The following is a 24,032-nucleotide window of genomic DNA, read 5'->3' as shown; positions in this document are numbered from 1 at the left end:
ATTAACGCCGGTTATCGCGAATGATTGCGAGAATATCTTGTGCGGCTTTTGGAATGTTTGTTCCTGGCCCAAAAATGGCTTTCACACCAGATTTATACAAGAAATCATAGTCTTGCTGTGGAATAACGCCACCGCAAATCACTATGATATCCTCAGCACCCGCGTCTTTCAGAGCTTGTACCAGCTTTGGCGCAAGGGTTTTGTGACCGGCAGCTTGGCTCGAAATACCGATGACATGCACATCGTTGTCCACTGCGTCCTGTGCCGCTTCTTCGGGTGTTTGGAAAAGTGGACCGACATCAACGTCAAAGCCGATATCCGCAAAGGCGGTGGCAATGACTTTAGCGCCGCGATCATGGCCATCTTGGCCCATCTTGACGACGAGCATTCGAGGGCGACGCCCTTCTTCTGTCGCAAAATCTTCGACAGATTTTTGGATTGCTGCGAAACCCTCATCGCCCTCATAGGCCGCGCCATAGACACCTGCGAGGGTCTTAACTTCTGCGCGGTGACGCCCGAATACTTTCTCCATAGCCATGCTGATTTCCCCTACGCTGGCGCGTGCGCGCGACGCTTCGATCGCAGCTTCCAATAGGTTGCCGCCCTCTGTTGCGCGGCGGGTAACCTCGTCCAAAGCAGCAGTGCACGCGGCCTCATCTCGGCTGTTGCGAATGCTCTGCAAACGCGCAATTTGCGACGTCCGCACAGCGTCGTTATCAATGTCGAGAATATCGATCGGATCTTCTTCGTCGAGGCGGTATTTATTAACGCCTACAATGACTTCGTCACCACGATCCATCATCGCTTGGCGCTTGGCAGCGGCTTCCTCGATGCGCAGTTTTGGCATCCCCGAAGCAACGGCCTTGGTCATACCGCCCATCTCTTCAACTTCGTCGATGAGTTTCCAGGCTTCTGTCGCCAACTGATCCGTCAAGCTCTCTACGTAGTAAGATCCTGCGAGCGGATCAACGACATTAGTGACACCTGTTTCCTCTTGCAAGATCAATTGCGTGTTGCGCGCGATGCGGGCGCTGAATTCTGTGGGCAGCGCTATCGCTTCGTCGAGCGCATTTGTATGCAACGATTGTGTGCCGCCAAGAGCGGCCGCCATCGCCTCGTAGGCGGTGCGGATCACGTTGTTATAAGGGTCTTGTGCCTGCAAGCTGACACCAGACGTTTGACAATGGGTCCGCAGCATTTTGGATTTATCCGTCTGCGCGCCGAGGTCGGTCATGATCTTGTGCCAGAGTAAGCGGGCGGCGCGCAGTTTTGCCGCTTCCATGAAGAAGTTCATGCCAATCGCAAAGAAAAACGACAGGCGCGGTGCGAATTTATCCACGTCCATGCCACGCGCCATCGCCGCGCGCACGTATTCACGACCATCTGCGAGGGTGTAGGCCAGCTCTTGGACGAGGTTCGCACCCGCCTCTTGCATGTGGTAGCCAGAGATCGAGATAGAGTTGAATTTCGGCATCTCCGCAGAGGTGTATTCGATTATATCTGCAATGATCCGCATGGAGGGTTCTGGCGGATAAACGTAGGTGTTTCGCACCATGAATTCTTTCAGAATGTCATTCTGGATCGTACCGGACAGAACAGAACGATCGTGGCCCTGCTCTTCGCCAGCAACGATGAAATTGGCAAGGATCGGGATTACCGCGCCGTTCATCGTCATGGAGACGGACACTTTATCGAGTGGAATCTGATCAAAAAGGATCTTCATGTCCTCAACGCTGTCAATCGCAACGCCTGCTTTGCCGACGTCGCCTTCTACGCGTTCATGATCGCTGTCGTAGCCACGGTGGGTAGCAAGGTCGAACGCCACGGACACACCCTGCTGACCAGCGGCCAAAGCTTTGCGGTAAAAGGCGTTGCTTTCCTCTGCGGTGGAAAAGCCCGCGTATTGGCGAATGGTCCAAGGGCGGCCCGCATACATCGTCGCTTTGACACCGCGCGTGAAGGGCCCCTGACCCGGAATGCCGCCCATGTGAGGCAGATCAGCCGTATCCGCCTCTGTATAGAGCGGTTTGACGTCGATGCCTTCGAGTGTGTTCCATGTGAGATCGTCGAGCGGGCGTCCGCGCAACTCTTTTTCAGCGAGGGCTCGCCAATCGGTATCTTGCGTCATGTTCGTGTCCTTTGTGAGCGAAACCCAACTTCGCGGGATATCCCGTCTCTTGTGGTTTCGGATCTTCCAGTAAATGTGCCAAGCCGTCCGCACCTGCGCGCAGCCAGAATAGGTCGTCCGCATAGCTTTCTTGAAACGCTGCGCGCTGCGCTGGTGTAAAGGGTTCCCAACGGTTGTCGTGAATATGCGCTTCGAGCTGTGCACGCTCGTTCATGCCGAGCGGCAAGCGTTTCAATTCCGGTAAAGACGGGCGTCGGTTGCGCCAAATCGGTGATTTTGGTCGCGGAGCGGCATGTCCAAGCAGATACGACAGCAGTGTCTGAGGGGCCGAAGCGTGTTGTTCGTAGGTGCTGACGAAAATCGACGTATCGGGCGTAGCTGCGGCGATATCCGTGATGACGTCGCGCCATGTACGCGGCGACTGAGCGAGCGCCGTGATCCGCTTTTCGCGTGGAACACGCACCCCACGAGGGATGCAAAAGCTGAGCGCAGACGTCCAATACGTGCTTGGACAGCGCAGACTGATGTGCAGCGCTTTGACCGACCCATCGAAAGCCCCCACAAACCGCGCGAGCCGTTCGCCCGCTGCGGGATAGAGCGCCTGTTCGAAAAAGTTGTGCCGCATTTTGCCGAGCATGTTTTCTTCGGACACCAAAAGATGCTTCAGCCCCTTTTGCGCAGAGCGGTCCAAGTGCATCGCGATCTTGCCCTTGGCGCGGGCGAGATGTTCGGGGCCGATCCCAAGCGCAGGATTTGGCACGATCCCGTGAAACAACCCTTTGCGCAGCCGGTAAGGTCCCCAAGACCCGATATCCATCTGCGCCAAAGCCGTCCCGTTTTGGCGCAAATAGGTCTGAAAACTCGTGCTCGCAGTGCGATGCGCGCCAATTTGAAGAATTACGTCCAAGCCTCTGACCTTTTGCTGCTTCATTGCGCATTGGCCCGAAGGTTTGCGCGTTTAAGCGATAGCAATGGCCCAGAGTGATGATTTTTTCCTTAAATTGCCCGAATTGACGCGAAGCAGACAGATCAACCATCGCAATCGTCTGAGCGGCCCCTATATTGGGCTTAGAAGGAGATCCAATGAAACCGCTCTTATCATTTGTTATTGCAACATTTTTCTTAGCTGGTCCTGCTCTTTCACAAGAGAGTGAAACAGCGGATGAACCTACGGCTTGGGAGGTCATCTCGACGCCAGATAGTAACAATTTGAGCGATTTTCTTTGGCAATCTCGTCCGATTGTTGTTTTTGCGGATAGCGAAAACGATCCTCGGTTTGAACAGCAGCTTGCCTTGCTAGAGGACCAAGCAGCAGCCTTGGCCGAGCGAGACGTCGTAGTCCTCACTGACACGGACCCGTCAGCCAAGTCGGAATTGCGTAAAGAGTTGCGCCCGCGTGGCTTTATGATGGTGTTGATTGGCAAAGATGGCGGCATCAAACTGCGCAAAGCTTCGCCGTGGGACGTGCGCGAACTAACGCGAGTCATCGATAAAATGCCGATGCGGCAGCGCGAAATACGCGAGCGCAGGGAGCCGTAGCCCCCCGCGTCTGATATGTGCGCCGCATTCGCCATACGGCTTATTCGAACTCCATGATCACATCATCAACGGCAAGGCTATCGCCCGCAGCCGCATTGATTTTGCTGACCACACCTTTGCGTTCTGCGCGCAGGATGTTCTCCATCTTCATCGCCTCAACAGTGCACAGCGCTTGGCCTTCTTGCACTTCTTGTCCCTCTTCCACATCGACCTTAACGATTAGACCCGGCATTGGGCAAAGGAGCAGTTTTGACGTATCCGGCGCGACTTTGATTGGCATTTTGCGGGCGAGTTCAGCTTGGCGCGGGGTGCGCACATGGACCGTCAGATCAGCTCCACGAGAGCGAATGCGGAAACCACCAGACACCTTGCCGACCTTCATCACCAGCGGTGCATCATCGACACTCATGTTCGCAAGCTGATCGCCCGGCGTCCAATTCCCACTGACGCGCATGGCAGTGCCATCCTCAAACGTCACGGTAGAACCGACTTTATCAGCAGCAATCGTCATGTCGAAACTGGTGTCTTGCAGCGTGACATTCCACGTATCGCCCACTTTGCGCTCATGGTTATCAAGACGCCCAGACACACGTGCGCGACGGATTTCGGCGACGCGGTTCATCGCAGCACTGGCCGCTGCAATGCGACGCAAATCAGCTTCGGGAAGGTCAACACCTGCAAAACCGTCAGGATACTGCTCTTCAATAAAGGCTGTTGTCATCTCGCCTTTGATAAAAATGGGATGATCCATCACAGCACTGAGGAAGGGCAGATTGTGACCGATGCCCTCAACCTCAAAGCTATCAAGTGCCACACGCATCGCTTCAATCGCCTTTTCACGCGTTGGTGCCCATGTGCACAACTTGGCGATCATCGGGTCGTAATACATGGAGATTTCGCCACCCTCAAAGACGCCCGTGTCATTTCGCACGACCACGTCGCCTGCATCGCCAGCGGCGACACCCGGTGTGTAGGCCGCCGTTTCCGCAGGCGGACGGTAGCGCGTAAGACGACCGATAGAGGGCAGGAAGCCACGATAGGGGTCTTCCGCATAAAGACGGTTTTCAATCGCCCAGCCTGTGAGGGTGACATCGTCTTGCGTGATGCTCAGCTTCTCGCCATTGGCGACGCGGATCATCTGCTCCACAAGGTCAACGCCTGTGATCAACTCGGTCACTGGGTGTTCCACTTGAAGGCGTGTGTTCATCTCAAGGAAGTAAAAGTTCTTCGCGCCGTCAACGATGAATTCAACCGTACCCGCAGAGGCATAGCCAACCGCTTGCGCCAAGGCGACGGCCTGCTCGCCCATGGCCTTGCGTGTGGCTTCATCAAGGAAAGGGCTTGGTGCCTCTTCGACAACCTTTTGCTGACGACGCTGGATAGAGCATTCACGCTCGCCCAGATAGATGCCGTTGCCGTGGCTGTCGCAAAGCACCTGAATTTCGATGTGGCGCGGTTGGGTGATGAACTTTTCGATAAAGATACGATCATCACCAAAGCTATTCGCGGCTTCGTTCTTGGACGACTGAAAACCTTCGCGCGCCTCTTCGTCATTCCACGCAATGCGCATGCCTTTACCGCCACCGCCAGCGGAAGCTTTGATCATCACTGGATAACCGACTTGATTGGAAATCTTGACCGCATCGTCCGCGTCTTCAATCAAGCCCATATAACCAGGAACGGTGGACACATTCGCATCTTGGGCAATCTTTTTGGAGGTGATCTTGTCCCCCATCTTTTCAATCGCACCGACAGGTGGTCCGACAAAGGCAACGCCTTCAGCGGCAAGCGCTTCTGCAAATTTTGAGTTCTCGGACAAGAAACCATAACCCGGATGCACGGCCTGCGCGCCGCTTTCCTTGATCGCTGCCATGACTTTCTCGATTACAATGTAGGACTGGTTCGCAGGCGGGGGGCCAATGTGAATCGCCTCATCTGCCATTTCCACATGCAGCGCGTTCTTGTCAGCTTCTGAATAAATGGCAACGGTGGTAATGCCCATCTTCTTAGCTGTCTTGATGACGCGGCAGGCAATTTCACCTCGGTTGGCAATCAGGATCTTATTGAACATGTGGCAGTCCTTTTTGTGCTATTTGAAACGCGAAAACGCCGCCCTGCCCTATCCGGGCAAAGCGACGTTCGCATGTGGTTTGAAGCCTAACCGCACGTGTGCGGAAAAAGCGAAATGTCTGGTTAGTTCGGGATAAGTGCGCCAGCGGTGGCACCAACAATGCTGCCTGCAATGATCTGGCCTTGGTTGCCGCCAGCGATCGCGCTTGCTGCTGCACCAAGTGCTGCGCCGCCTGCGACGTTCTGAACTTGCGGGTCAGGAGACACACAACCAGCGAGAGAACCGGACAGGACCAGCGCCGCGAGGATCTTTGTTGATTTTGACATAATAAATCTCTTTCGAAGTTAGGTTTCTCAACCGCGCTCAAGAAAAAAGGCGGCAGTGGGTGCAGGTTAGCACCGGACCGCCGCCAAGGTGAAGGGTTACGGAGAATTGCGCCGTCAATTCGAACGAGGATCTGACGCAACTTCGTGAGATCATTGATGATTGCATCGCGCCCACGTGCAAAGCGGATTGCGTTTGCAGGGTTCAAACAGGCTTGAATTTGCCTATCGGATACAATCTTCGGCTGAAACATGCCTATTGTCTCCAGTCCGCAGCGTCTGGAAATGCCATTGCGGCTGCACGCGGGTCAAGGATCAGCATCGCCTCATAATTGGCAGGATCGAATGGATCATCATAGGGCAGAACTTCACGACCAAAGAGCCAGCTCAGACGGCCCGCATCAAGGTTGCCACGTTCAAAAGGTTGATCGCCAAACTGCTCCCAAAGAGCTGCGACAAACCCAGCATCCGCACGACGGTCCGCAGGCTTGCGGTCCGAGTGACGCTCACGGCGTTCAATCGGCGTGGCCCCTTTGGGGTTCGCGCGTCGCAATGTGAATTGGAAATCAGTACCGGGAAGACGGCCAGGAAAGCCGCGATGTTTGAGCATATACGCTAGTGCCATGTCGCACCCCCGATCTGGTGCGTGACTTTGGTAAGCGAGTGGCTCGGAGCAGGCGCTAACGCCTGCTCCAAAGACAAGTTACTTGTACTTGCCTGTGTATGTTGGCTCATTGGAGATCTGCGCGGGATCAACCACAACGAACTCTTCAACCGGTGCTTTGCGTGCGCAAGCGGATGCTGCGAATGCAACACCGAGTACGGCCAGCAGTTTGATGCTCTTGGACATCTTAGTCTCCTGTCAATATTACGAACCAGATCAACGAGAGAATCTCGCCGCCCTGTCCCTTTCGAGGTATGGGTCACTTGGGTGTACCTGTTGCGTAAACTACGCGAGCCCGTTGTAAAAAGATATCCACAAGGCTCCTTCGCGAGACGTTGTGACTCAGAAGCCTCAAACAGCCTGTTGGATGAGCTTTGGTGCGCAACATATTGTGGTTCCATCAAAACATCTCCAACATGCAGGTCTCATTTTCGACCGAGAAAGCCTCGAAAACCTGCACAACATCAGGATTTGCAATGCCAAACTCTATGGGCTGCGCCGAAAGTGACACAATAATCTGAACGGGTTGCCTCACATTCGGAGGCAGTTTCTGCAATCCGAATTCCAGACACAACGCTTCTAGATCAAGCGTAAGGTCTTCAAAGCTTGGCCGCTTTAAAGGGCTCGCAAGATCCGGCGCTATGAAGCGCAATCGAGTAATCCCGCTCTCGGGTTCATCACGTTGCTCGAAAAAACGAACGCTTTGCCCCGAGGGAACAGTGATAAGCGGCTCAGCCAAAAGCGGAGCCGTCGCAAGCCCAGCGAGAGCAACGGTTTTGATCAGTGTGTTTCTCATCCTGTCATCCGAACCTGTGCACATTTGATCCAGCGCGCACGCAAGACTTCATCGTTGAGCAAAACCTCGATCCGCTCTGCGATGTGCTTGCTAATCGGCTTTGGCACGCGCCCACCCGCGGTCACGCGCAATCCAGCATCCGAGCGTTCGACGCGCACGACAGGCGAAAACCCGCGAATATTTTGCAAAGCGCGCCACATGTCCTGACGGATTTGATGCGCCAAACGTGTGCGCGCCAACATCGGAAACGACGCGCTTGCGCTGACATCGAAACGCGCAGGAAGCGCCCGCGCCAATGTTACCGTGTCGCCGTCCGTTTGCGTATGCCACATGCGTTGCGTCATATTCGTGTGCTGTCCTTGCAAAATACGCTCAGATCAAAGCGGGATATTGTTATGCTTTTTCCACGGCATCGTCTGCTTTTTGCTGCGCAAAGCAGCAAAGGCACGGCTGATGCGTTTACGCGTGCTACGCGGCTGGATCACCTCATCCACAAAGCCACGCTCGGCGGCGACGAAAGGATTGGCGAAACGCTCGTTATAATCTGCTTCGTGTTGCGCAATTTTATCAGCGTCGGCCATATCGGCGCGGTGGATAATTTCAGTCGCGCCTTTCGCGCCCATCACTGCGATTTCAGCAGTAGGCCACGCGTAATTCACATCCGCTTGCAAATGCTTGGAGGCCATAACCACATACGCTCCACCATAAGCTTTACGCGTGATCAGTGTCACCTTTGGCACGGTTGCTTCGCCGTAAGCAAAGAGCAGTTTTGCGCCATGTTTGATCACGCCGCGATACTCTTGCGTTGTGCCGGGCAAGAAGCCGGGAACGTCCACCAGAGACAAAATCGGGATCTCAAACGCATCACAAAACCGCACGAACCGCGCCGCTTTGCGCGAGCTGTCAATATCAAGGACGCCCGCAAGCACCAATGGCTGGTTCGCCACAACGCCAACGGTCTGCCCTTCGAGACGGATAAAACCAGTCAGAATGTTGCCTGCAAAATCAGCCTGAATTTCGTAAAAATCACCCTCATCGGCAATCTTTGTGATCAGCTCTTTCATATCATAAGGCTGGTTGGGGTTGTCCGGCACCAAAGTGTCGAGCGATGTCTCAACGCGCGCAACATCATCAAAGAAAGGACGCACAGGCGGCTTTTGACGGTTACTCAGCGGCAAGAAATCAATCAATCGGCGCACTTCTGCAATCGCCTCGACATCGTTTTCAAACGCAGCATCCGCGACAGACGACTTTTTGGTATGCGTGCTTGCGCCACCAAGTTCTTCGGCTGTGACTTGCTCGTTTGTCACAGTTTTCACCACATCAGGGCCGGTGACGAACATGTAGGACGTGTCCTTCACCATAAAGATAAAGTCGGTCATCGCAGGCGAGTAGACCGCGCCGCCCGCGCAAGGCCCCATGATCATCGAGATTTGCGGCACGACGCCTGAGGCCATGATATTGCGCTGAAAAATCTCGCCATATCCACCAAGACTGTCGACACCCTCTTGGATACGCGCACCGCCTGAATCATTCATGCCAATAACAGGCGCGCCATTTTGCATCGCCATGTCCATGATCTTGCAGATCTTTTTCGCATGCGTTGCGGACACGGAACCGCCAAGAACCGTGAAATCCTGCGAATACACATAGACCATGCGCCCGTTGATCGTGCCCCAACCCGTTACAACACCGTCACCGGCTGGCTTTTGGTTTTCCATGCCAAAATCAGTGCAACGGTGCGTGACGAACATGTCATATTCTTCAAAACTCTCCTCATCGAGCAACAGCTCGATCCGCTCACGCGCGCTCAGTTTGCCTTTTGCAAGCTGGCTATCGAGGCGCTTTTGACCGCCGCCAAGTCGTGCAGCACCGCGGCGCTCGGAGAGTTCTTGCAGAATATCTTTCATTGCATGTCCCTTCTGTGCGCCGCTGTGGCGCGTATCCTGAGCCAATTCGTGTCGGCTCCTGTGCAACAGGTGGTTAGCGCTGGTGAGTACCCTGTGCAGGTGCAGAAAAAAAGCGAATTGTCGCAAATTTGCAAACAGCTGCTAATCTTTGAGTTGCAAATAGCAAAATTGCTAACCAAGTGCGTCGCGACGTCTTTTAGATTTGCTGGATTTGTCGCTGTTGCAAATCTGAGCTTCGCGCTACAACAAAGACATGAACGACTCTTACTCCGCGCGTCTTCTCGATAGAGCAACACCGCCCCATATCATTACACTCATATTGCTCGCAGGCGTTTCTGCACTCGCGATGAATGTGTTTTTACCATCCTTGCCGAATATGGCACTGCATTTCGAAACCGAATACTGGGTCTTGCAAATGTCAGTCGCCGCGTATTTCGCGATGAATGCAGTGCTCCAGATTATCATCGGTCCCATCTCGGACAATTTAGGGCGCAGACCTGTAATTCTGTGGGGCTTGGCGCTGTTCACCATCGCCTCTGTGGGTTGCGTTTATGCGCCAAACGCGACGGTATTTTTACTGTTTCGCATGGCCCAAGCGATCATCGTCACCGCGATGGTTCTCAGCCGCGCCATCATCCGTGATGTCGTGACGGCGGACAAAGCTGCGTCCCTGATTGGCTATGTCACAATGGGCATGGCCGTGGTGCCAATGCTTGGCCCGATGTTGGGCGGTGTGCTTGACGAAACTTTCGGCTGGCAAGCAAGCTTTTGGCTGATGGCGGGCTCTGGCTTTGGCATGTTCGCTCTGTGCTACTTCGATCAGGGCGAAACAAAACGCGCAACAGGCGAAACGCTGCGCCAACAATTCGGCCACTACCCCGAACTCTTCGCATCCCCGCGTTTTTGGGGATACTCAATTGCGTCCGGCCTGACCTCTGGCGCATTTTTCGCCTATTTAGGCGGCGCACCCTACGTTGGAACAAAGATTTTCATGCTCTCGCCCGCTGTGCTTGGATTTTATTTTGGCTCGCCAGCTTTTGGGTATTTCTTGGGGAATTTTGTCTCCGGTCGCTATTCAACGCGCATCGGCATTGACAACATGGTGTTCTTTGGCGCGCTGGTCGCAACCCTCGCGACCGCCGCTTCATTGCTTGTATTCGGGGTCGGATTGGGCACACCTGCCAGCTTTTTCGGCTTTATGACGATTGTAGGCATCGGCAATGGTATGACAATTCCAAATGCGACATCAGGTATGCTCTCGGTTCGACCGCATCTGGCGGGAACCGCTTCCGGGCTTGGCGGCGCAATAATGATCGGCTTTGGCGCAATTCTATCTGCGCTCGCAGGCATTATTTTGACGGGCAAAGACTCTGCCATGCCTGTCCTTTGGCTGATGGTCGCAAGCACTGCGGGCGGGCTGCTTGCAGCAGCCTTTGTGATACGGCGCGCAAAAGCCATAGGTGCTTGATCCCTTGCAGTGAGCGCTTTGCAAAGCTTAGTGTAGCGTAATGCAAATCTGCTAAGAGGCATGATATGGCCCTTCAAAAAATCTATGCTGGATCGAAGCTGCGTGAATTGCGCGGACAAGTCGCACTAACGCAAAAGGACTTTGCTGCGAAACTGGGCGTGTCATTGCCCTATTTGAACCAGATGGAAAACAACAAGCGCCCGCTTTCGACCACTGTTGTGCTCGCGCTTGCGCAAGAATTCGGTTTCGATGTTACCGAATTAAGTTCTGGCGATGCGGAGCGTCTCGTGACCGACATGCGTGAAGCTCTTGCTGATCCTGTGCTCGACTCCGTCGAACCGCCGCTCGCTGATTTGCGCCTGACAGCGTCAAACGCCCCTGCTCTCGCGCGTGCTTTCTTGGAACTTCACCGTGCGTATCGCCAAACCCACGAACGTCTTGCGTCACTAGATGAAGCACTAGGGCGGGACGACGGGCAATTGCAGCCCAGTCCTTGGGAAGATGTGCGTGATTTTTTCCACTATTGCGATAACTACATCGATGCGATGGACCGTGCCGCAGAGCATTTTAGTTCGACTGGTCCTAAAGAGGCAACGATCCGAGAACGCGCTATCGCCACCTTCAGGCAACATAATATTTCACTGAAGTTCGCGCCTGTGGATGCGGTGCGCCATTTCGATCCAGAGACGCGTGTCTTAACAATCTCCCAGCACACTGCGCCAGCTACACAAAGCTTCCAAATTCTCGTTCAACTTGCTCTAATTGCTCAAGAAAAACTACTCGAAGCGACACTTGATCTTGCCCGCTTTCAAACGGTAGAAGCGCGCGCGATCGCAAAGATCGGACTTGCAAACTACTATGCTGGTGCTGCCCTGATGCCCTACGGCCCATTTTTGGATGCAGCTCGCGAAACACGACACGACCTAGAACGGCTCGCGATGCTTTTCGGCGCATCCATTGAACAGGTCGCACACCGTCTTTCGACGCTTCAAAGACCCGGTGCCAAAGGTGTTCCATTCTTCTTTGTTCGTGTCGATCAAGCTGGCTCCATCACCAAACGCCACAGCGCAACACGCTTGCAGTTTGCGCGTTTTGGCGGGGCTTGCCCTTTGTGGAACGTGCATCGCGCTTTCGAAACACCAGGTCGGTTCATAAGGCAGCTTGCAGAAACGCCGGATGGTGTGCGCTACATCTCTCTCGCGCACGACGTTCTAAAGCCCGGCGGCTCTTTTGGCGCACCATCACGTCGCTTTGCCATCGCACTTGGATGCGAAGTGACCCACGCGGGACAATTGGTGTATGCTGATAGCCTCGATATTTCGAATGCTAGTGCTTATGAACCCATAGGTATCTCCTGCCGGATATGTGAGCGCGTGAACTGCCATCAACGTTCTGTGCCACCTCTTGAACGCCGATTGCGCGTTGACAGTAATCGCCGCGATGTTCTTCCTTATGAGGTCGGTTAATGAAAATTTTGCTAACGCTTTTGTTTTTCTTGCCAATCACAGCGCATGCTGGATTGCTCGATCTGCTTCCGCTCAAGGCGATAGAGCGCAAAATGATCTATCCACTCTCACCAGAACATGTGGATCCAGCGCGACTTGGTTTGCCGAATACGACAGAGCACCGCATCGATCATCCGAGCGCTTCAATCGTCGTTTGGAGCGTGCCCGCGACAGGTAAATCTCGCGCAACAGTCCTGTATTTCCATGGAAATGCTGGCAATTTGGCCCTGCGCGCAGAACGGTTCAAACAGATGCAAGCCCAAGGGTTCGACGTGCTTGCCATGTCATATCGTGGCTCCTCTGGGAGCACTGGTGTGCCGTCTGAAACCGCAATCACAAACGACGCACTTCACCTTTATCTAAACGCGGGCAAGTACGTGCCTCTGCGCGCGCCGCGAAACTTGATCTTATACGGAGAGAGCCTTGGCAGCGCAGTCGCAATTGCGCTTTTGGCAAAGTTAAGCGAAGCTCAACGCCCCTCAGGCGTGATCCTAGAAGCCCCCTTCTCGTCGATCCCGGATATGGCGCGCGCAGTCACTGATGTTCCTGACACCCTAATTTCGCGCATCTCTGACCGTTGGGAAAGCCTGTCACGTGGTCACGCTTTGACAATGCCGACCCTCGTCCTTCACGGAACCGCTGACGAAGTAACACCGATGCGCATGGGGCAAGCCATCTTCAAAGCCGCGCCTCATAAGGACAAAAACTTCGTGGCCGTCAAAGGCGGTTCGCATAGCGGCACATGGCGCAGCGACACAATGCCAAAACTATGGCGTTTCATTAACACTTACGGCGCGTATTAGGTCAGCGCCGTGCTTTTCGCCAACCCGCCACGCGCGCTTGAAGCTGTGAGCAAAACCAACGTTCCCCTTTCGCCTCATTGATACCCGTACGCTCATAATCACGCTGACCGGGCATATGATAAATGTATCCACTCTTTGTAATATTGCCTTTTATCACGCAGTTCCGGTTTGGCGGAATCCGGCCCTTTGCTTGCGTTGCTCGGTATTGCGCAGGCCTTTGAACACGCGAACCATGCAAGCCAAGATCGTTCACCGCGGCGCCTTTTTCATCCAAATCATACCGCATCGAATACTTGCGATAGGCAAACGCTAAACCGCTGGAAACCAGCTGTTGTCCGACATCACGTCCCGCAATCTCACACCGCGCGACGATGCGGTCATAGCGATCACGATCTTCTTCGCGACAAATAGCGCGTTTGCCATCATACAACGCCGCCACTTGCGCGCTCACCCAAGCACCACACGCCCAAGTCGTTCCCTGTTCTGTTTCGCAGGTTTGTTTGCTCTCAGGGGCATCAATTCCAAAGATGCGCACGCGTTGAGCAGCCACATCAAACGTGTCGCCATCAATCACACGAACCTTCCCTGTCACGTCCGCCGCGACCGATGTTGCACCTAAGAGAACACAAATGAATAAACAAATTCTGAACATCCAACAGATATGCCCTCGGGATACCCGATACATCAATTCAATTCGTTAACTTGCGTTAACAAAGCGTAAACGCTTCGCATCCTCTCTTTACAAATATCCCGGGGATCACGAGGGGCTGGCCCCTCGTTCCCGAACTCTCAAACAATTTAACGCTGCTGATGTTCCCAGTCAGGATGCAACCATGGGCGCTCATTGCTTTTTGGCAACATATCCACACCCAATATGTGATCCGCGGCCTTCTCTCCCACCATGATTGACGGGCCATTAAGGTTTCCGTTGGTAATGCGCGGAAAAATAGAGCTATCAGCAACGCGTAAACCCTCGACGCCGATGACCCGACACTCCGGATCGACAACGGCCATCGGATCATCCACGCGCCCCATCTTGCAAGTGCCGCACGGGTGATAAGCACTCTCTGCATGCTCTGCAATGAACGCATCAAGTTCAGCGTCGCTTTGCACATCGGCACCCGGCTGAATTTCATGTTTCACGAAAGGCGCAAACGCTTTTTGCGCAAACACTTCACGTGTGAGGCGAATACAGGTGCGGAAATCCTCCCAATCCTGCGGGGTGCTCATATAGTTAAACGCAATCTTCGGCGCGTCATTTGGGTCATTGCTACGCAATGTGACAGCCCCGCGCGAAGGGCTGCGCATGGGACCCACATGAGCTTGGAAACCATGACCTTCCGCCGATGCTTGTCCATCATAGCGCACCGCAATGGGAAGAAAGTGATACTGGATATCAGGATACTCGACACCTGCTTTTGAGCGTACAAACGCTGCACTTTCAAACTGGTTGGACGCCCCAAGGCCAGTCTTTGTGAAAAGCCACTGCGCGCCGATCAATGCTTTGGAAAAAAGGTTCCAATGCTTATAGAGCGTGATCGGCTGAGAGGCTGCCATTTGGATATATAACTCCAGATGATCCTGAAGGTTCTGTCCGACGCCCGCGCGATCCGCGATCACTTCGATACTGTGCGCCGCGAGATGTTTTGCAGGGCCAATCCCCGAGAGCATCAAAAGTTTGGGTGAATTGATCGAACTTGCAGCAAGGATCACTTCGCGCGTGGCCTCAATAACATCGCCACCGCTCACTTGCACACCTGTGGCGCGACCGTCTTTGATCACTACTTTTTCTGCCAAAGCACTTACCACAGTGCATTTTCCGTTTTTCAAAGCAGGGCGAAGATACGCGTTCGCTGCAGACCATCGCCGCCCTTTATGCACGGTTTGTTCCATCGGGCCAAAGCCCTCTTGTTGCGCGCCATTGTAATCACCCGTCGTGTGATATCCTGCTTGTTTACCCGCCTCGACAAACGCTTTGAACAATGGGTTGTCACGCGGACCGCGGGTCACGTGCAAAGGTCCATCCTTGCCACGCCAGTCAGGATCGCCGCCATGACCGCCGCTATCCCAGCTTTCCATACGTTTATAATAAGGAAGCACATCTGAATAAGACCATCCGTCTGCGCCGCTTTCAGCCCAATGATCAAAGTCTTTCGCGTGACCGCGCACGTAGACCATACCGTTGATAGAGGACGACCCACCGATCACTTTGCCACGCGGACACGCCAAACGACGGTTATTGAGATGCGGCTCCGGCTCGGAACTGTACCCCCAATCGTATCGCTTCATGTTCATTGGATAGCTAAGCGCGGCTGGCATTTGAATGAACGGTCCAGCGTCAGTACCGCCAAACTCGATTACGATAACGGAATGGCCTGCTTGCGACAGGCGATAAGCCATCGCACATCCAGCAGACCCCGCACCGACAATAACATACTCCGCTTGCATCACGCGCCCCAAATCTCTTTGCAAAGAGATTTCCCCAAGTCTTTTACAAAAGACTTGCTGCAGCTCTTAAAACGGAGCATCGACGGCCCCCATACGAACGTAGACTGATTTCATCTGGCTATAATGTTCGATCGCCGCCTTGGAGTTTTCCCGGCCCACGCCCGAGTTTTTCGAACCGCCAAAAGGGGCCTCAACAGGTGCATCATTATAAGAGTTTATAAAGCAGGACCCCGCTTCCATCTGCGCAATAACGCGATGGCCACGCGTGAGATCTGAAGTAAACACCCCAGCAGACAGGCCGAACTCAGTTTCATTCGCCCGCGTGATTGCTTCTTCTTCAGTGTCAAAATCCAGAACCGCCATAACTGGTCCGAAAATTTCTTCGCGCGCGATGGTCATATCATCCGTCACGTCTGCAAAAACGGTTGGCTCAAGGAAATACCCGTCACGCTCGATCCGCTTCCCGCCACAGACCAGCCGCGCGCCTTCAGCTTCGCCTCTGACGATATAACTTTGAACGATGCTCAATTGACGCTCTGACACCATAGGTCCGAAATTCGTCGCTTCATCCATCGGATTGCCAATTTTTGCTTCGTTCAAGCGATCTTGCAGGCGCTTCAAAAACGCATCTTTGATACCCTTTTGAACAAACACGCGCGTTCCATTGGAGCAGACTTGGCCGGAGCTGTAAAAATTCGCGAGGATCGCACCGCCGACAGCGTCCTCAAGGTTCGCATCATCAAAGATGATCAGCGGAGACTTACCGCCAAGTTCCATTGTGACGTGTTTTATCCCTTCCGCAGCCGCTGCATAAACTTTGCGACCTGTAGGAACGGAGCCGGTAAGCGACACCTTGTCCACGCGCGGGTCTGTGACAAGTGGCGCACCGACTGCACCTGTCCCTTGGATCACATTATATAACCCTGCGGGCAAACCAGCTTCATGCAGGATCTCCGCGACTTTGAGCGCACAAAGCGGCGTTGTCTCGGACGGCTTAAAGATCATCGCATTGCCACACGCCAGCGCAGGCGCGCCTTTCCAGCATGCAATTTGAGTAGGGTAGTTCCAAGCGCCGATGCCGACGCACAGGCCCAGTGCTTCGCGACGGGTGTAGACCCAATCCTCGCCCAACTGGATATGCTCGCCCGTAAGGCTACCCGCTAAACCACCGAAATACTCAAGCGCATCCGCGCCAGATGTTGCATCCACATAAAGCGTTTCGGACATGGGTTTGCCTGTATCGTAAGTCTCTAAAACCGACAGATCATAGTTGCGCTCTCGAATCATATCAGCGGCGCGGCGCAAAATGCGGCCCCGCTCGGTTCCTGATATCGCAGCCCAAGCTTTTTGCGCAGCTTTGGCCGATGTGATCGCGTGCTCGATAATCGCAGGTGTTGCTTCATGCACAACTGCGATTTGCGCGCCAGTTGCGGGGTAAATCACGGGGATTTCAACGCCTGCGGTGTCTTCGACATAAGCCCCATTGATAAAATGGCTGGCGGTGGGTTGTGTGGGATAGGGCATGTTTGCCTCCGGCAGAAGTTTATTTAGAAAGATGACGACGCTATTCGCCTCTCGGGAAGCGCTGGCTTTCCTCAAGAACGTTTAGATCCATGTGGTTTCGCATGTAGCGCTCGGACGCTTTTTGCAGCGGTTGATAGTCCCATGGGAAATAATCTCCGTTGCGCAAAGCTTCGTATACAACCCAGCGACGCGCTTGCGATTGACGGACGTCCGCATCAAAGCGCTCTAAATCCCAGCGCTTTTCAGACTTGGCCTTGAGGGTTTGCAGCGTGCCTTGATGTTCGGCCACTTGCGCAAGATTTCTGCACTCATGCGGGTCTGCCTCTAGATCAAAGAGTTGATCAGGATCCAGCACGCAGCGGGTATATTTCCACTTGCCATAGCGCAAACAGACAAGCGGCGCGTAGCTCGCCTCTGCGGCATATTCCATCGCGACAGGTTCTGTGCGCTCGACGCCCTGACCCATCGGTTTCAAACTCATGCCCGTCGTCCACGGCATAATTTCTTCCATATCCACACCTGCGAGATCGCAAAGCGTCGGACAAACATCAATATTGCTGACGGGCGTTTCGATCAGCCCCGGTTCCATATCCGGCGCGCAGATCATAAACGGCACACGCGCAGACCCTTCATAGAAGGACATTTTGAACCATAGGCCCCGCTCACCGAGCATGTCGCCATGATCTGCCACGAACATGATGATCGCCTCTTGGCGCGTCGTTTCCAGTGCCTCCATGACCTCACCAACCTTATCGTCCAAATAGGAGATATTGGCGAAATAGGCACGACGAGAACGGCGAATATCCTCATCGGAGATGTTGTAGTTGTCGCGATCATTTGCATCGAGAATACGCTGGGAATGGGCATCGTGCTCGGCGTAAGGGATCGGGCCGACCTCTGGCATGAGATGCTCGCAATCCTCGTAAAGATCCCAATATTTGCGGCGCGCCACATAAGGGTCATGGGGATGCGTGAAGCTCACGGTCATGCACCAGGGCCGATCATCCTTGCCGCGCGCATAGTCGTAAATCTTACGCGTCGCATGATAGGCAACCTCGTCGTCGTATTCCATCTGGTTGGTGATTTCGGCCACGCCAGAGCCTGTGACCGACCCCATGTTGTGATACCACCACTCGATCCGCTCGCCCGGTTTGCGATAATCAGGGGTCCAGCCGAAATCCGGTGGGTAAATATCCGTTGTCATGCGTTCTTCAAACCCATGCAACTGATCCGGCCCGACAAAATGCATCTTGCCGCTCAGGCAGGTTTGATAGCCCGCACGTCTTAGGTGATGCGCATATGTGGGGATCGAGGACGGAAACTCTGCGGCATTGTCATAAACGCCGGTGGCGCTTGGCAATTGGCCGGACATGTAGCTTGCACGCCCCGGCGCGCAAAGCGGGCTTGCGGTGTAGGCGTTTTTGAACCTTGTGGAGCGCGCTGCGAGCTTCTTGATGTTGGGTGCATGAAGCCAATCCGCAGGACCATCAGGAAAGAAAGTGCCATTGAGTTGATCGACCATGAAAATCAATATGTTCGGCTTGGTCATCACATCGTCTCCTTTAGTTCAAAGTCGAGATATGCGAGCACGTCTTCCGCGGCTTGCGAGTGCTGCGCCTTCGACTTCACAAGGCTTTGGTGCAAATAAACGCCGTCGATCAATGCAGCAGTGCGCGAAGCCACTTCGTCTGCGCGTGCTCGTAACAGCGGACGCAACGCGTGCACGAGGTTCGAGCGCAACCGCGCTTGATAGATTGTCAGTAAACGCTTTGCATCAGGCACAGTCTGCGCAAGCACGTAGAAATTGAGCCAAGCCGCGATCACCTCAGGGCGAAAATTCGAATTCGCGAAAGACGCCTTCACAATTGCCTCTGCGCGCTGTGCAGGGGTATTGGCCGCCCTCAAAGCTGTGTTCACTTCGGTGCCATACAAACGTAGAGTATGTCGCATCGCCGCTAGAAAAATCTGCTCCTTGCCGCCGAAATAGTGGTGCGCCAAAGCGCTCGACATTCCTGCCCGCTTGGCGATTGCACCGACAGTCACATCCAGCGTGCCTTGCGCGCCAATCTCGTGAATCGTAGCTTCCACAAGCGCTGCCCGGCGAATAGGTTCCATACCAACTTTTGGCATTGGGGCCTCCAAAACAAATCTCGCATACAGCTAAGTTCTTTTTTATTGACTGGTCAATCAATAAAAACAAATCGACCTACACCTTAGGAACGTTGGTGCCAGGTGTAATCTCGCCCCGTTTCAACACCGCCTCGCGCCACGTGATGAAAGTAATAGAGCTCAAAATCACGAAACCACCAAAGATCACCCAAAGATCTATCCCCTCACCAAAGGCGAAATACCCAAGCGAAACGGCCCAGATCAGCTGAATGAAGGTCACAGGTTGCGTCACCGTCAGCGGCGCATTGGCGAAAGCTAGGGTCATTGCGTAATGCCCCGCGGTGGCGAAACACGCCACAAGAAACAACAGACCGACCTCGCCCGCCGTTGGCGGTATCCACACTGCATATGCAAGCGGAGCGAGCCCGACAGTGACCGCAATGGAGAGCATTGAAACAACCACAGATGCAGGCAACGCATCAGCGAGCATTTTGGCGGTGAGATAGGAAACACAGAACATGCAAGCAACCGCAAGCATTGCGAGATGACCGATACTGACCTCTCGAAAGCCGGGACGCAGGATAATCATCGCACCCAAAAGCGCGAAACAAACCGCAAGGATGCGGCGAAATGCCAAGCGTTCCTTCAAGAAGATTGCTGCCGCGATAGTTACAAAAACCGGTGTGAGATAATTCATCGCGGTGACTTCCGCGATGGAGATTTGGGTCATTGCAAAGAACCAAAGCGTCACGCCAAATGTGTGAAAAAATCCACGCACTGCGATCAAACGCCATAGACGCGGTGTGAATGTCGTCGCTCTGAGGATCTTGAACAAAGGCAGCAAAAACAACAGCCCCAATCCATACCGCAAAAACGCAGCTTCACCCGCGGGAATGCGTGGACCGTTCAGCTTGACCAATGCAGTGACAGCAACGAAGCAAAGCCCAGCGACGACCATCCATATGACGCCGAGCAATGGGCGTTGCTTATGTTCTTCCATGGTTCGACATGATCAAAACAGCCCGCTTTTCGCAAGCGATATCGTATTTGCGTCTCAAAATGAGAAGGTAGCGAAGGTTGCTCAGCTTATAGGTAAGGAATAGGTTATAAGAGTCTGAAATATATTATCTATTTTGAATAAAAAATGGCCCGCACGGGAAGCGCAGGCCATTCGTTAATTCTCAAGCAAAACTTTAAAGTTGTTCCATAACCTCATCAGAAGCTTCGAAATTTGCTGTGACGCGTTGAATATCATCATCGTCTTCAAGCGCATCAATGAGCTTCATCAGCTTGGTCATTCCTTCCAGATCCAACTCTGTGGAAATGTTGGGCTGCCAGATGAGTTTCGCACTGTCGCTTTCGCCCAGCGCCGCTTCCAGAGCGGTAGAGACTTCATTCAAATCTGTGTCTTCGCAGATGATGACGTGCCCTTCTTCAGAGCTTTCACAATCCTCGGCGCCCGCCTCAATCGCAGCTTCCATGACCGTATCCGCATCGCCCGCTTCAACGCTATACATTATCTGACCTTTGCGATCGAACATAAAGCCAACAGAGCCGGTTTCACCCAAGTTGCCGCCATTCTTGGTAAACGTAGACCGCACCGTAGAGGCTGTGCGATTGCGGTTGTCTGTCATCGTCTCAACGATCACCGCGACGCCATTCGGGCCATAGCCCTCATAGCGGATTTCCTCATAGTCGTCGCCTTCGCCACCAATCGCCTTTTTGATCGCGCGATCAATGTTGTCTTTCGGCATGGACTGCGATTTCGCTTCCTTTACCGCAAGGCGCAAACGCGGGTTCTTTTCTGGATCGGGGTCGCCCATCTTTGCGGCAACGGTGATCTCTTTGGAAAACTTGGAAAACAGTTTCGAGCGCAGCTTGTCCTGACGCCCTTTACGGTGCTGAATATTTGCCCATTTTGAGTGGCCGGCCATGTCTCTCTCCAGATGAGAATTCTTAAATCTCGAGTGGTATAAGTCAGGGCGGGGCTTGGCCGCAAGTCGGTTGCATGTCGCGCGCTTTTCAGGTGAAGCTAAACGCAACTCGAAAGGCCCAACATGACCCAAGATCAGATCATCATATTCGCCCTCTTTGGTGCCGTATTCGCGCTCTTGCTTTGGGGGCGGTTTCGTTACGATTTGGTGGCCTTTTCCGCACTCATGGTCGGCGTGTTGCTTGGTGTTGTCGAGGGTAAAGACGCCTTTGCAGGCTTTGGTCACCCTGCCACTTTGGTTGTTGCTTTGGTGCTTGTTGTCTCTGCGGGTCTAGTGCGGTCTGGCGCGGTCTTTTTGATCACGCGCACACTTGTGGACAGCTCTCGCAACCTTGGCGGGCACATCGCGCTGATGGGGGGCATCGGCGGTGTCTTGTCCGCGTTTATGAACAATGTAGCGGCCCTAGCGCTCTTGATGCCTGTGGACATTCAGACCGCGCGAAAAGCGGGTCGCGCGCCGGGGCTGTCATTGATGCCGCTGAGTTTTGCGACGATCCTTGGTGGCATGGTCACGCTGATTGGCACTCCGCCAAACATCATCATTGCGGCCATCCGCGAAGAGCAACTTGGCGAGCCCTTCAAGATGTTCGACTTCGCCCCCGTGGGAGGCATCGCCGCGATTGCGGGTCTTGCTTTCGTCGCTTTGATTGGCTGGCGATTGATCCCCACGCGGGGCGATGACGGTGCCGCAGGCAATGACATGTCTGATTATATCGCCGAGTTGACCGTGCCCGCAGACAGCAAAATCATCGGCAAGCGTTTGTCTGAGATCGAAGAAGACGCCGAAAAGGCGGATGTCGCTCTGATCGGTCTTATCCGCGATGGCAAACGCCGCTATGGCCGTGCGCGCAGTTCTGAGCTGAAAGCGGGTGATACTCTTGTGCTCGAAGCCTCCCCCGATGCCTTGGATGAATTTCGCGCAGCTCTTTCGCTCGCATTTGCAGATGAAAAGCGCGAAGAGCAACTGAACGCAGCAGGTGACGGTGTTGATGTGATCGAAGTCGTGGTGACGGAAACCTCACGCCTTGCGGGCAAGACCGCTCAGGCGATTGGTCTCGCGTGGCGTCAACGCACCGTGCTCATGGGCATTTCACGCCAAGGTAAAGCGATCCGCGATCATGTGCGCAAAACTGAAGTGCGCACGGGCGATATTCTCTTGCTTTTGGTGCCCAAAGACCGTGGTCCTGATGTGACCGAATGGCTTGGCTGCTTGCCTCTGGCAGAACGCGGTCTTGCGGTAACACAAGATAGCAAAGTCTGGCTGGCGATTGGCATGTTCGCCGCCGCTGTGGCGGTGGCAAGTTTCGGTCTGGTGTACTTGCCCATCGCCCTTGGATGTGTGGTGGTTGCCTATGTTCTGGCCAAGATCGTTCCACTGTCCGAACTCTACACCCATATCGAATGGCCTGTTGTGGTCTTGCTTGGCTCGATGATCCCGCTGGGGGCGGCTTTGCAAAACGCAGGTGGAACCGAATTGATTGCGGGGGCTTTGGTTGGCCTGACCGAAGGGATGCCAGCTTGGGCGATCCTGACGGTCTTGATGGTTGTGACGATGACGCTATCGGACGTTTTAAACAACACCGCGACAACCATCGTGGCCGCGCCTGTGGGCATTCAAATGGCGCAATCTTTGGGCGTGTCACCTGATCCGTTCCTGATGGCGGTTGCGATCGCGGCGTCTGCGGCGTTCCTGACCCCGATCGGACACAAGAACAACACACTCATTCTTGGGCCTGGCGGCTATCAGTTTGGCGACTATTGGCGCATTGGCCTGCCATTAGAAATAATCATCGTTGCCGTCTCGATCCCCGCAATTCTGGTTTTCTGGCCGCTTTAAGACAACAACGCCTCAATAATCTTGGACATGCGGGTCTCTGCGTTTGGCCATGCGAGCGTTTGCAAGATAAGCGATTTTCCCGTGTGTGCGGTGACGTCAAACGGCGCGACAAGCGCACCGCTTGCCAAATCCCGCTCCACAAGGCTCGCATGACCGATCATCACGCCTGCCCCATTGCGCGCCTCTTGTAGCGCGAGGCTGTAAAGCGAAAAGCGCGCTTCGCTTTGCACGGCACTCTCTTGCGCCCCTGCTGCCTTTAGCCAGAGCCGCCAATCATCAACCCATGTTGCATCGTAGATACGCGGCAGGCTTTGCAAATCATCAATATTTGCAATCTGTGCTGCCAACGCTGGTGCGCAGACCGGGAAAATCACGTCTGCGCCAAGCACTTGCTCTGTCTTTGCACCTGTTGGCTGACCAAAAAACAGGCTGATGTCACAGATTTCACGCTTTAAATTCGGGGCTTGCTCCAGCGCGTTAATTGAAATGGATTGATTGGGGAATTGCTGCCGTACGCGTTGCAAACGCGGTGACAGCCAAAGCTGTGCAATCGCCGGTAAAGCTGCAATGTTGACCGTTGCTTCGGGCGCATTGATGCGCAGCGTATGAAGCGCCGTGCCAAGCGCATCGAAGGCTTGGGAAAACTGCTCACGCGCGGAGTCGCCAAGCGGGGTGAGCACAACGCCTTGGCTACGCCGCTCGAAAAGCGGAGCACCGATCCAGTCCTCTAGTGATTTAATCTGCTGCGAAACAGCGCCAGCCGTCACCGACAATTCCTCCGCCGCGGCGGCAAAACCGCCGACGCGTGCCGCAGTCTCGAAGCAGCGCATTGCATTCAAGTGAGGCCCGCGCGGGCGTGGTGGATTAACGGACATGACTAGCCTTAGTTTTTCTACGCCTAATTTTAGAAAATC

22 protein-coding genes are annotated in these 24,032 nt (G+C 54.1%); 5 read left to right on the top strand and 17 right to left on the bottom strand.

Going from position 1 to position 24,032, the window contains the following annotated elements; genetic code table 11:
- Nucleotide 1: 1 nt before the first annotated feature.
- Together scpA and PFRI_RS18505 are read right to left on the bottom strand one after the other, a co-directional pair.
- Nucleotides 2–2,128, bottom strand: coding sequence for a methylmalonyl-CoA mutase (scpA, locus tag PFRI_RS18510; RefSeq protein ID WP_072632178.1), 2,127 nt, complete (start codon nucleotides 2,126–2,128; stop codon nucleotides 2–4).
- On the bottom strand, nucleotides 2,094–3,035 hold the full coding sequence (locus tag PFRI_RS18505) for a hypothetical protein (protein ID WP_072632208.1): 942 nt from the start codon (nucleotides 3,033–3,035) through the stop codon (nucleotides 2,094–2,096). Before PFRI_RS18505 ends, scpA begins: the two co-directional genes overlap by 35 nt.
- 176 nt (nucleotides 3,036–3,211) lie before the next feature.
- On the opposite strand from PFRI_RS18505, the gene PFRI_RS18500 reads away from it, so the two are divergent.
- The gene (locus tag PFRI_RS18500) at nucleotides 3,212–3,667 is read left to right on the top strand and encodes a DUF4174 domain-containing protein (protein WP_072632177.1); all 456 of its coding nucleotides are present in this window, start codon (nucleotides 3,212–3,214) and stop codon (nucleotides 3,665–3,667) included.
- Between the two features lie 40 nt (nucleotides 3,668–3,707).
- Here the strand turns inward: PFRI_RS18500 and PFRI_RS18495 are convergent, their stop codons facing one another.
- From PFRI_RS18495 to PFRI_RS18470, 7 genes are all read right to left on the bottom strand, one after another.
- Entirely contained in the window at nucleotides 3,708–5,738 is a 2,031-nt protein-coding gene (locus PFRI_RS18495) for an acetyl-CoA carboxylase biotin carboxylase subunit (protein ID WP_072632176.1), read from the bottom strand.
- Between the two features lie 122 nt (nucleotides 5,739–5,860).
- Complete coding sequence (locus tag PFRI_RS18490; RefSeq protein WP_072632175.1) at nucleotides 5,861–6,064, bottom strand: YMGG-like glycine zipper-containing protein; 204 nt, start codon at nucleotides 6,062–6,064, stop codon at nucleotides 5,861–5,863.
- Nucleotides 6,065–6,317: 253 nt separating this feature from the next.
- On the bottom strand, nucleotides 6,318–6,671 hold the full coding sequence (locus PFRI_RS18485) for a hypothetical protein (protein ID WP_072632207.1): 354 nt from the start codon (nucleotides 6,669–6,671) through the stop codon (nucleotides 6,318–6,320).
- A 93-nt stretch (nucleotides 6,672–6,764) separates the two neighbouring features.
- Nucleotides 6,765–6,911 (bottom strand): hypothetical protein, encoded by a 147-nt coding sequence (locus PFRI_RS21430; protein WP_170124835.1) that lies wholly within the window; start codon nucleotides 6,909–6,911, stop codon nucleotides 6,765–6,767.
- Between the two features lie 214 nt (nucleotides 6,912–7,125).
- Entirely contained in the window at nucleotides 7,126–7,521 is a 396-nt protein-coding gene (locus PFRI_RS18480) for a DUF6497 family protein (RefSeq protein WP_084649760.1), read from the bottom strand.
- Nucleotides 7,518–7,865 carry a hypothetical protein gene (locus PFRI_RS18475; RefSeq protein WP_072632174.1) on the bottom strand — a complete coding sequence of 116 codons (348 nt, stop codon included), beginning with the start codon at nucleotides 7,863–7,865 and terminating at the stop codon, nucleotides 7,518–7,520. The genes PFRI_RS18480 and PFRI_RS18475 overlap by 4 nt, the downstream gene beginning before the upstream one ends.
- 33 nt (nucleotides 7,866–7,898) lie before the next feature.
- A complete protein-coding gene (locus tag PFRI_RS18470; RefSeq protein ID WP_072632173.1) occupies nucleotides 7,899–9,431 on the bottom strand; it encodes an acyl-CoA carboxylase subunit beta in 1,533 nt (510 codons plus the stop codon).
- A gap of 253 nt (nucleotides 9,432–9,684) precedes the next feature.
- Here PFRI_RS18470 and PFRI_RS18465 point away from each other — a divergent pair, with 253 nt between their 5' ends.
- From PFRI_RS18465 to PFRI_RS18455, 3 genes are all read left to right on the top strand, one after another.
- The gene (locus PFRI_RS18465) at nucleotides 9,685–10,899 is read left to right on the top strand and encodes a multidrug effflux MFS transporter (RefSeq protein ID WP_072632172.1); all 1,215 of its coding nucleotides are present in this window, start codon (nucleotides 9,685–9,687) and stop codon (nucleotides 10,897–10,899) included.
- A gap of 65 nt (nucleotides 10,900–10,964) precedes the next feature.
- On the top strand, nucleotides 10,965–12,365 hold the full coding sequence (locus PFRI_RS18460; RefSeq protein ID WP_072632171.1) for a helix-turn-helix domain-containing protein: 1,401 nt from the start codon (nucleotides 10,965–10,967) through the stop codon (nucleotides 12,363–12,365).
- Complete coding sequence (locus PFRI_RS18455; RefSeq protein ID WP_072632170.1) at nucleotides 12,365–13,207, top strand: alpha/beta hydrolase; 843 nt, start codon at nucleotides 12,365–12,367, stop codon at nucleotides 13,205–13,207. Before PFRI_RS18460 ends, PFRI_RS18455 begins: the two co-directional genes overlap by 1 nt.
- Before the next feature lies 1 nt (nucleotide 13,208).
- Here the strand turns inward: PFRI_RS18455 and PFRI_RS18450 are convergent, their stop codons facing one another.
- From PFRI_RS18450 to PFRI_RS18420, 7 genes are all read right to left on the bottom strand, one after another.
- The gene (locus PFRI_RS18450; protein WP_342742269.1) at nucleotides 13,209–13,781 is read right to left on the bottom strand and encodes a thermonuclease family protein; all 573 of its coding nucleotides are present in this window, start codon (nucleotides 13,779–13,781) and stop codon (nucleotides 13,209–13,211) included.
- A 224-nt stretch (nucleotides 13,782–14,005) separates the two neighbouring features.
- The gene (gene betA, locus PFRI_RS18445) at nucleotides 14,006–15,655 is read right to left on the bottom strand and encodes a choline dehydrogenase (RefSeq protein WP_072632205.1); all 1,650 of its coding nucleotides are present in this window, start codon (nucleotides 15,653–15,655) and stop codon (nucleotides 14,006–14,008) included.
- 66 nt (nucleotides 15,656–15,721) lie between these two features.
- Nucleotides 15,722–17,179 (bottom strand): betaine-aldehyde dehydrogenase, encoded by a 1,458-nt coding sequence (gene betB, locus PFRI_RS18440; protein WP_072632168.1) that lies wholly within the window; start codon nucleotides 17,177–17,179, stop codon nucleotides 15,722–15,724.
- A gap of 40 nt (nucleotides 17,180–17,219) precedes the next feature.
- The gene (betC, locus tag PFRI_RS18435; RefSeq protein WP_072632167.1) at nucleotides 17,220–18,728 is read right to left on the bottom strand and encodes a choline-sulfatase; all 1,509 of its coding nucleotides are present in this window, start codon (nucleotides 18,726–18,728) and stop codon (nucleotides 17,220–17,222) included.
- Nucleotides 18,728–19,309, bottom strand: coding sequence for a choline-binding transcriptional repressor BetI (gene betI / locus PFRI_RS18430; RefSeq protein ID WP_111445421.1), 582 nt, complete (start codon nucleotides 19,307–19,309; stop codon nucleotides 18,728–18,730). The genes betC and betI overlap by 1 nt, the downstream gene beginning before the upstream one ends.
- A gap of 76 nt (nucleotides 19,310–19,385) precedes the next feature.
- A complete protein-coding gene (locus PFRI_RS18425) occupies nucleotides 19,386–20,288 on the bottom strand; it encodes a DMT family transporter (RefSeq protein ID WP_072632166.1) in 903 nt (300 codons plus the stop codon).
- A 193-nt stretch (nucleotides 20,289–20,481) separates the two neighbouring features.
- The gene (locus tag PFRI_RS18420; protein ID WP_072632165.1) at nucleotides 20,482–21,222 is read right to left on the bottom strand and encodes a YebC/PmpR family DNA-binding transcriptional regulator; all 741 of its coding nucleotides are present in this window, start codon (nucleotides 21,220–21,222) and stop codon (nucleotides 20,482–20,484) included.
- A gap of 123 nt (nucleotides 21,223–21,345) precedes the next feature.
- On the opposite strand from PFRI_RS18420, the gene PFRI_RS18415 reads away from it, so the two are divergent.
- Nucleotides 21,346–23,118, top strand: a complete 1,773-nt coding sequence (locus tag PFRI_RS18415) for an SLC13 family permease (protein WP_072632164.1) — start codon at nucleotides 21,346–21,348, stop codon at nucleotides 23,116–23,118.
- Here PFRI_RS18415 and PFRI_RS18410 read toward each other — a convergent pair.
- Nucleotides 23,115–23,993, bottom strand: a complete 879-nt coding sequence (locus PFRI_RS18410; protein WP_072632163.1) for a LysR family transcriptional regulator — start codon at nucleotides 23,991–23,993, stop codon at nucleotides 23,115–23,117. The genes PFRI_RS18415 and PFRI_RS18410 overlap by 4 nt on opposite strands.
- Nucleotides 23,994–24,032: the final 39 nt, after the last annotated feature.

The sequence above is a fragment of the Planktotalea frisia genome, from assembly GCF_001890925.1.
Taxonomy (GTDB): Bacteria; Pseudomonadota; Alphaproteobacteria; order Rhodobacterales; family Rhodobacteraceae; genus Planktotalea; species Planktotalea frisia.
Note: the sequence above shows the minus strand (reverse complement) of the source record. Positions and strands in the feature narration are given on the sequence as shown.

Bases quoted from the DNA above. Each gene is read 5' to 3' on its own strand.
- scpA (WP_072632178.1), bottom strand. From the start codon at position 2,128: ATGACGCAAGATACCGATTGGCGAGCCCTCGCTGAAAAAGAGTTGCGC.
- PFRI_RS18500 (WP_072632177.1), top strand. From the start codon at position 3,212: ATGAAACCGCTCTTATCATTTGTTATTGCAACATTTTTCTTAGCTGGT.
- PFRI_RS18495 (WP_072632176.1), bottom strand. From the start codon at position 5,738: ATGTTCAATAAGATCCTGATTGCCAACCGAGGTGAAATTGCCTGCCGC.
- PFRI_RS18490 (WP_072632175.1), bottom strand. From the start codon at position 6,064: ATGTCAAAATCAACAAAGATCCTCGCGGCGCTGGTCCTGTCCGGTTCT.
- PFRI_RS18485 (WP_072632207.1), bottom strand. From the start codon at position 6,671: ATGCTCAAACATCGCGGCTTTCCTGGCCGTCTTCCCGGTACTGATTTC.
- PFRI_RS21430 (WP_170124835.1), bottom strand. From the start codon at position 6,911: ATGTCCAAGAGCATCAAACTGCTGGCCGTACTCGGTGTTGCATTCGCA.
- PFRI_RS18480 (WP_084649760.1), bottom strand. From the start codon at position 7,521: ATGAGAAACACACTGATCAAAACCGTTGCTCTCGCTGGGCTTGCGACG.
- PFRI_RS18475 (WP_072632174.1), bottom strand. From the start codon at position 7,865: ATGACGCAACGCATGTGGCATACGCAAACGGACGGCGACACGGTAACA.
- PFRI_RS18470 (WP_072632173.1), bottom strand. From the start codon at position 9,431: ATGAAAGATATTCTGCAAGAACTCTCCGAGCGCCGCGGTGCTGCACGA.
- PFRI_RS18465 (WP_072632172.1), top strand. From the start codon at position 9,685: ATGAACGACTCTTACTCCGCGCGTCTTCTCGATAGAGCAACACCGCCC.
- PFRI_RS18460 (WP_072632171.1), top strand. From the start codon at position 10,965: ATGGCCCTTCAAAAAATCTATGCTGGATCGAAGCTGCGTGAATTGCGC.
- PFRI_RS18455 (WP_072632170.1), top strand. From the start codon at position 12,365: ATGAAAATTTTGCTAACGCTTTTGTTTTTCTTGCCAATCACAGCGCAT.
- betA (WP_072632205.1), bottom strand. From the start codon at position 15,655: ATGCAAGCGGAGTATGTTATTGTCGGTGCGGGGTCTGCTGGATGTGCG.
- betB (WP_072632168.1), bottom strand. From the start codon at position 17,179: ATGCCCTATCCCACACAACCCACCGCCAGCCATTTTATCAATGGGGCT.
- betC (WP_072632167.1), bottom strand. From the start codon at position 18,728: ATGACCAAGCCGAACATATTGATTTTCATGGTCGATCAACTCAATGGC.
- betI (WP_111445421.1), bottom strand. From the start codon at position 19,309: ATGCCAAAAGTTGGTATGGAACCTATTCGCCGGGCAGCGCTTGTGGAA.
- PFRI_RS18425 (WP_072632166.1), bottom strand. From the start codon at position 20,288: ATGGAAGAACATAAGCAACGCCCATTGCTCGGCGTCATATGGATGGTC.
- PFRI_RS18420 (WP_072632165.1), bottom strand. From the start codon at position 21,222: ATGGCCGGCCACTCAAAATGGGCAAATATTCAGCACCGTAAAGGGCGT.
- PFRI_RS18415 (WP_072632164.1), top strand. From the start codon at position 21,346: ATGACCCAAGATCAGATCATCATATTCGCCCTCTTTGGTGCCGTATTC.
- PFRI_RS18410 (WP_072632163.1), bottom strand. From the start codon at position 23,993: ATGTCCGTTAATCCACCACGCCCGCGCGGGCCTCACTTGAATGCAATG.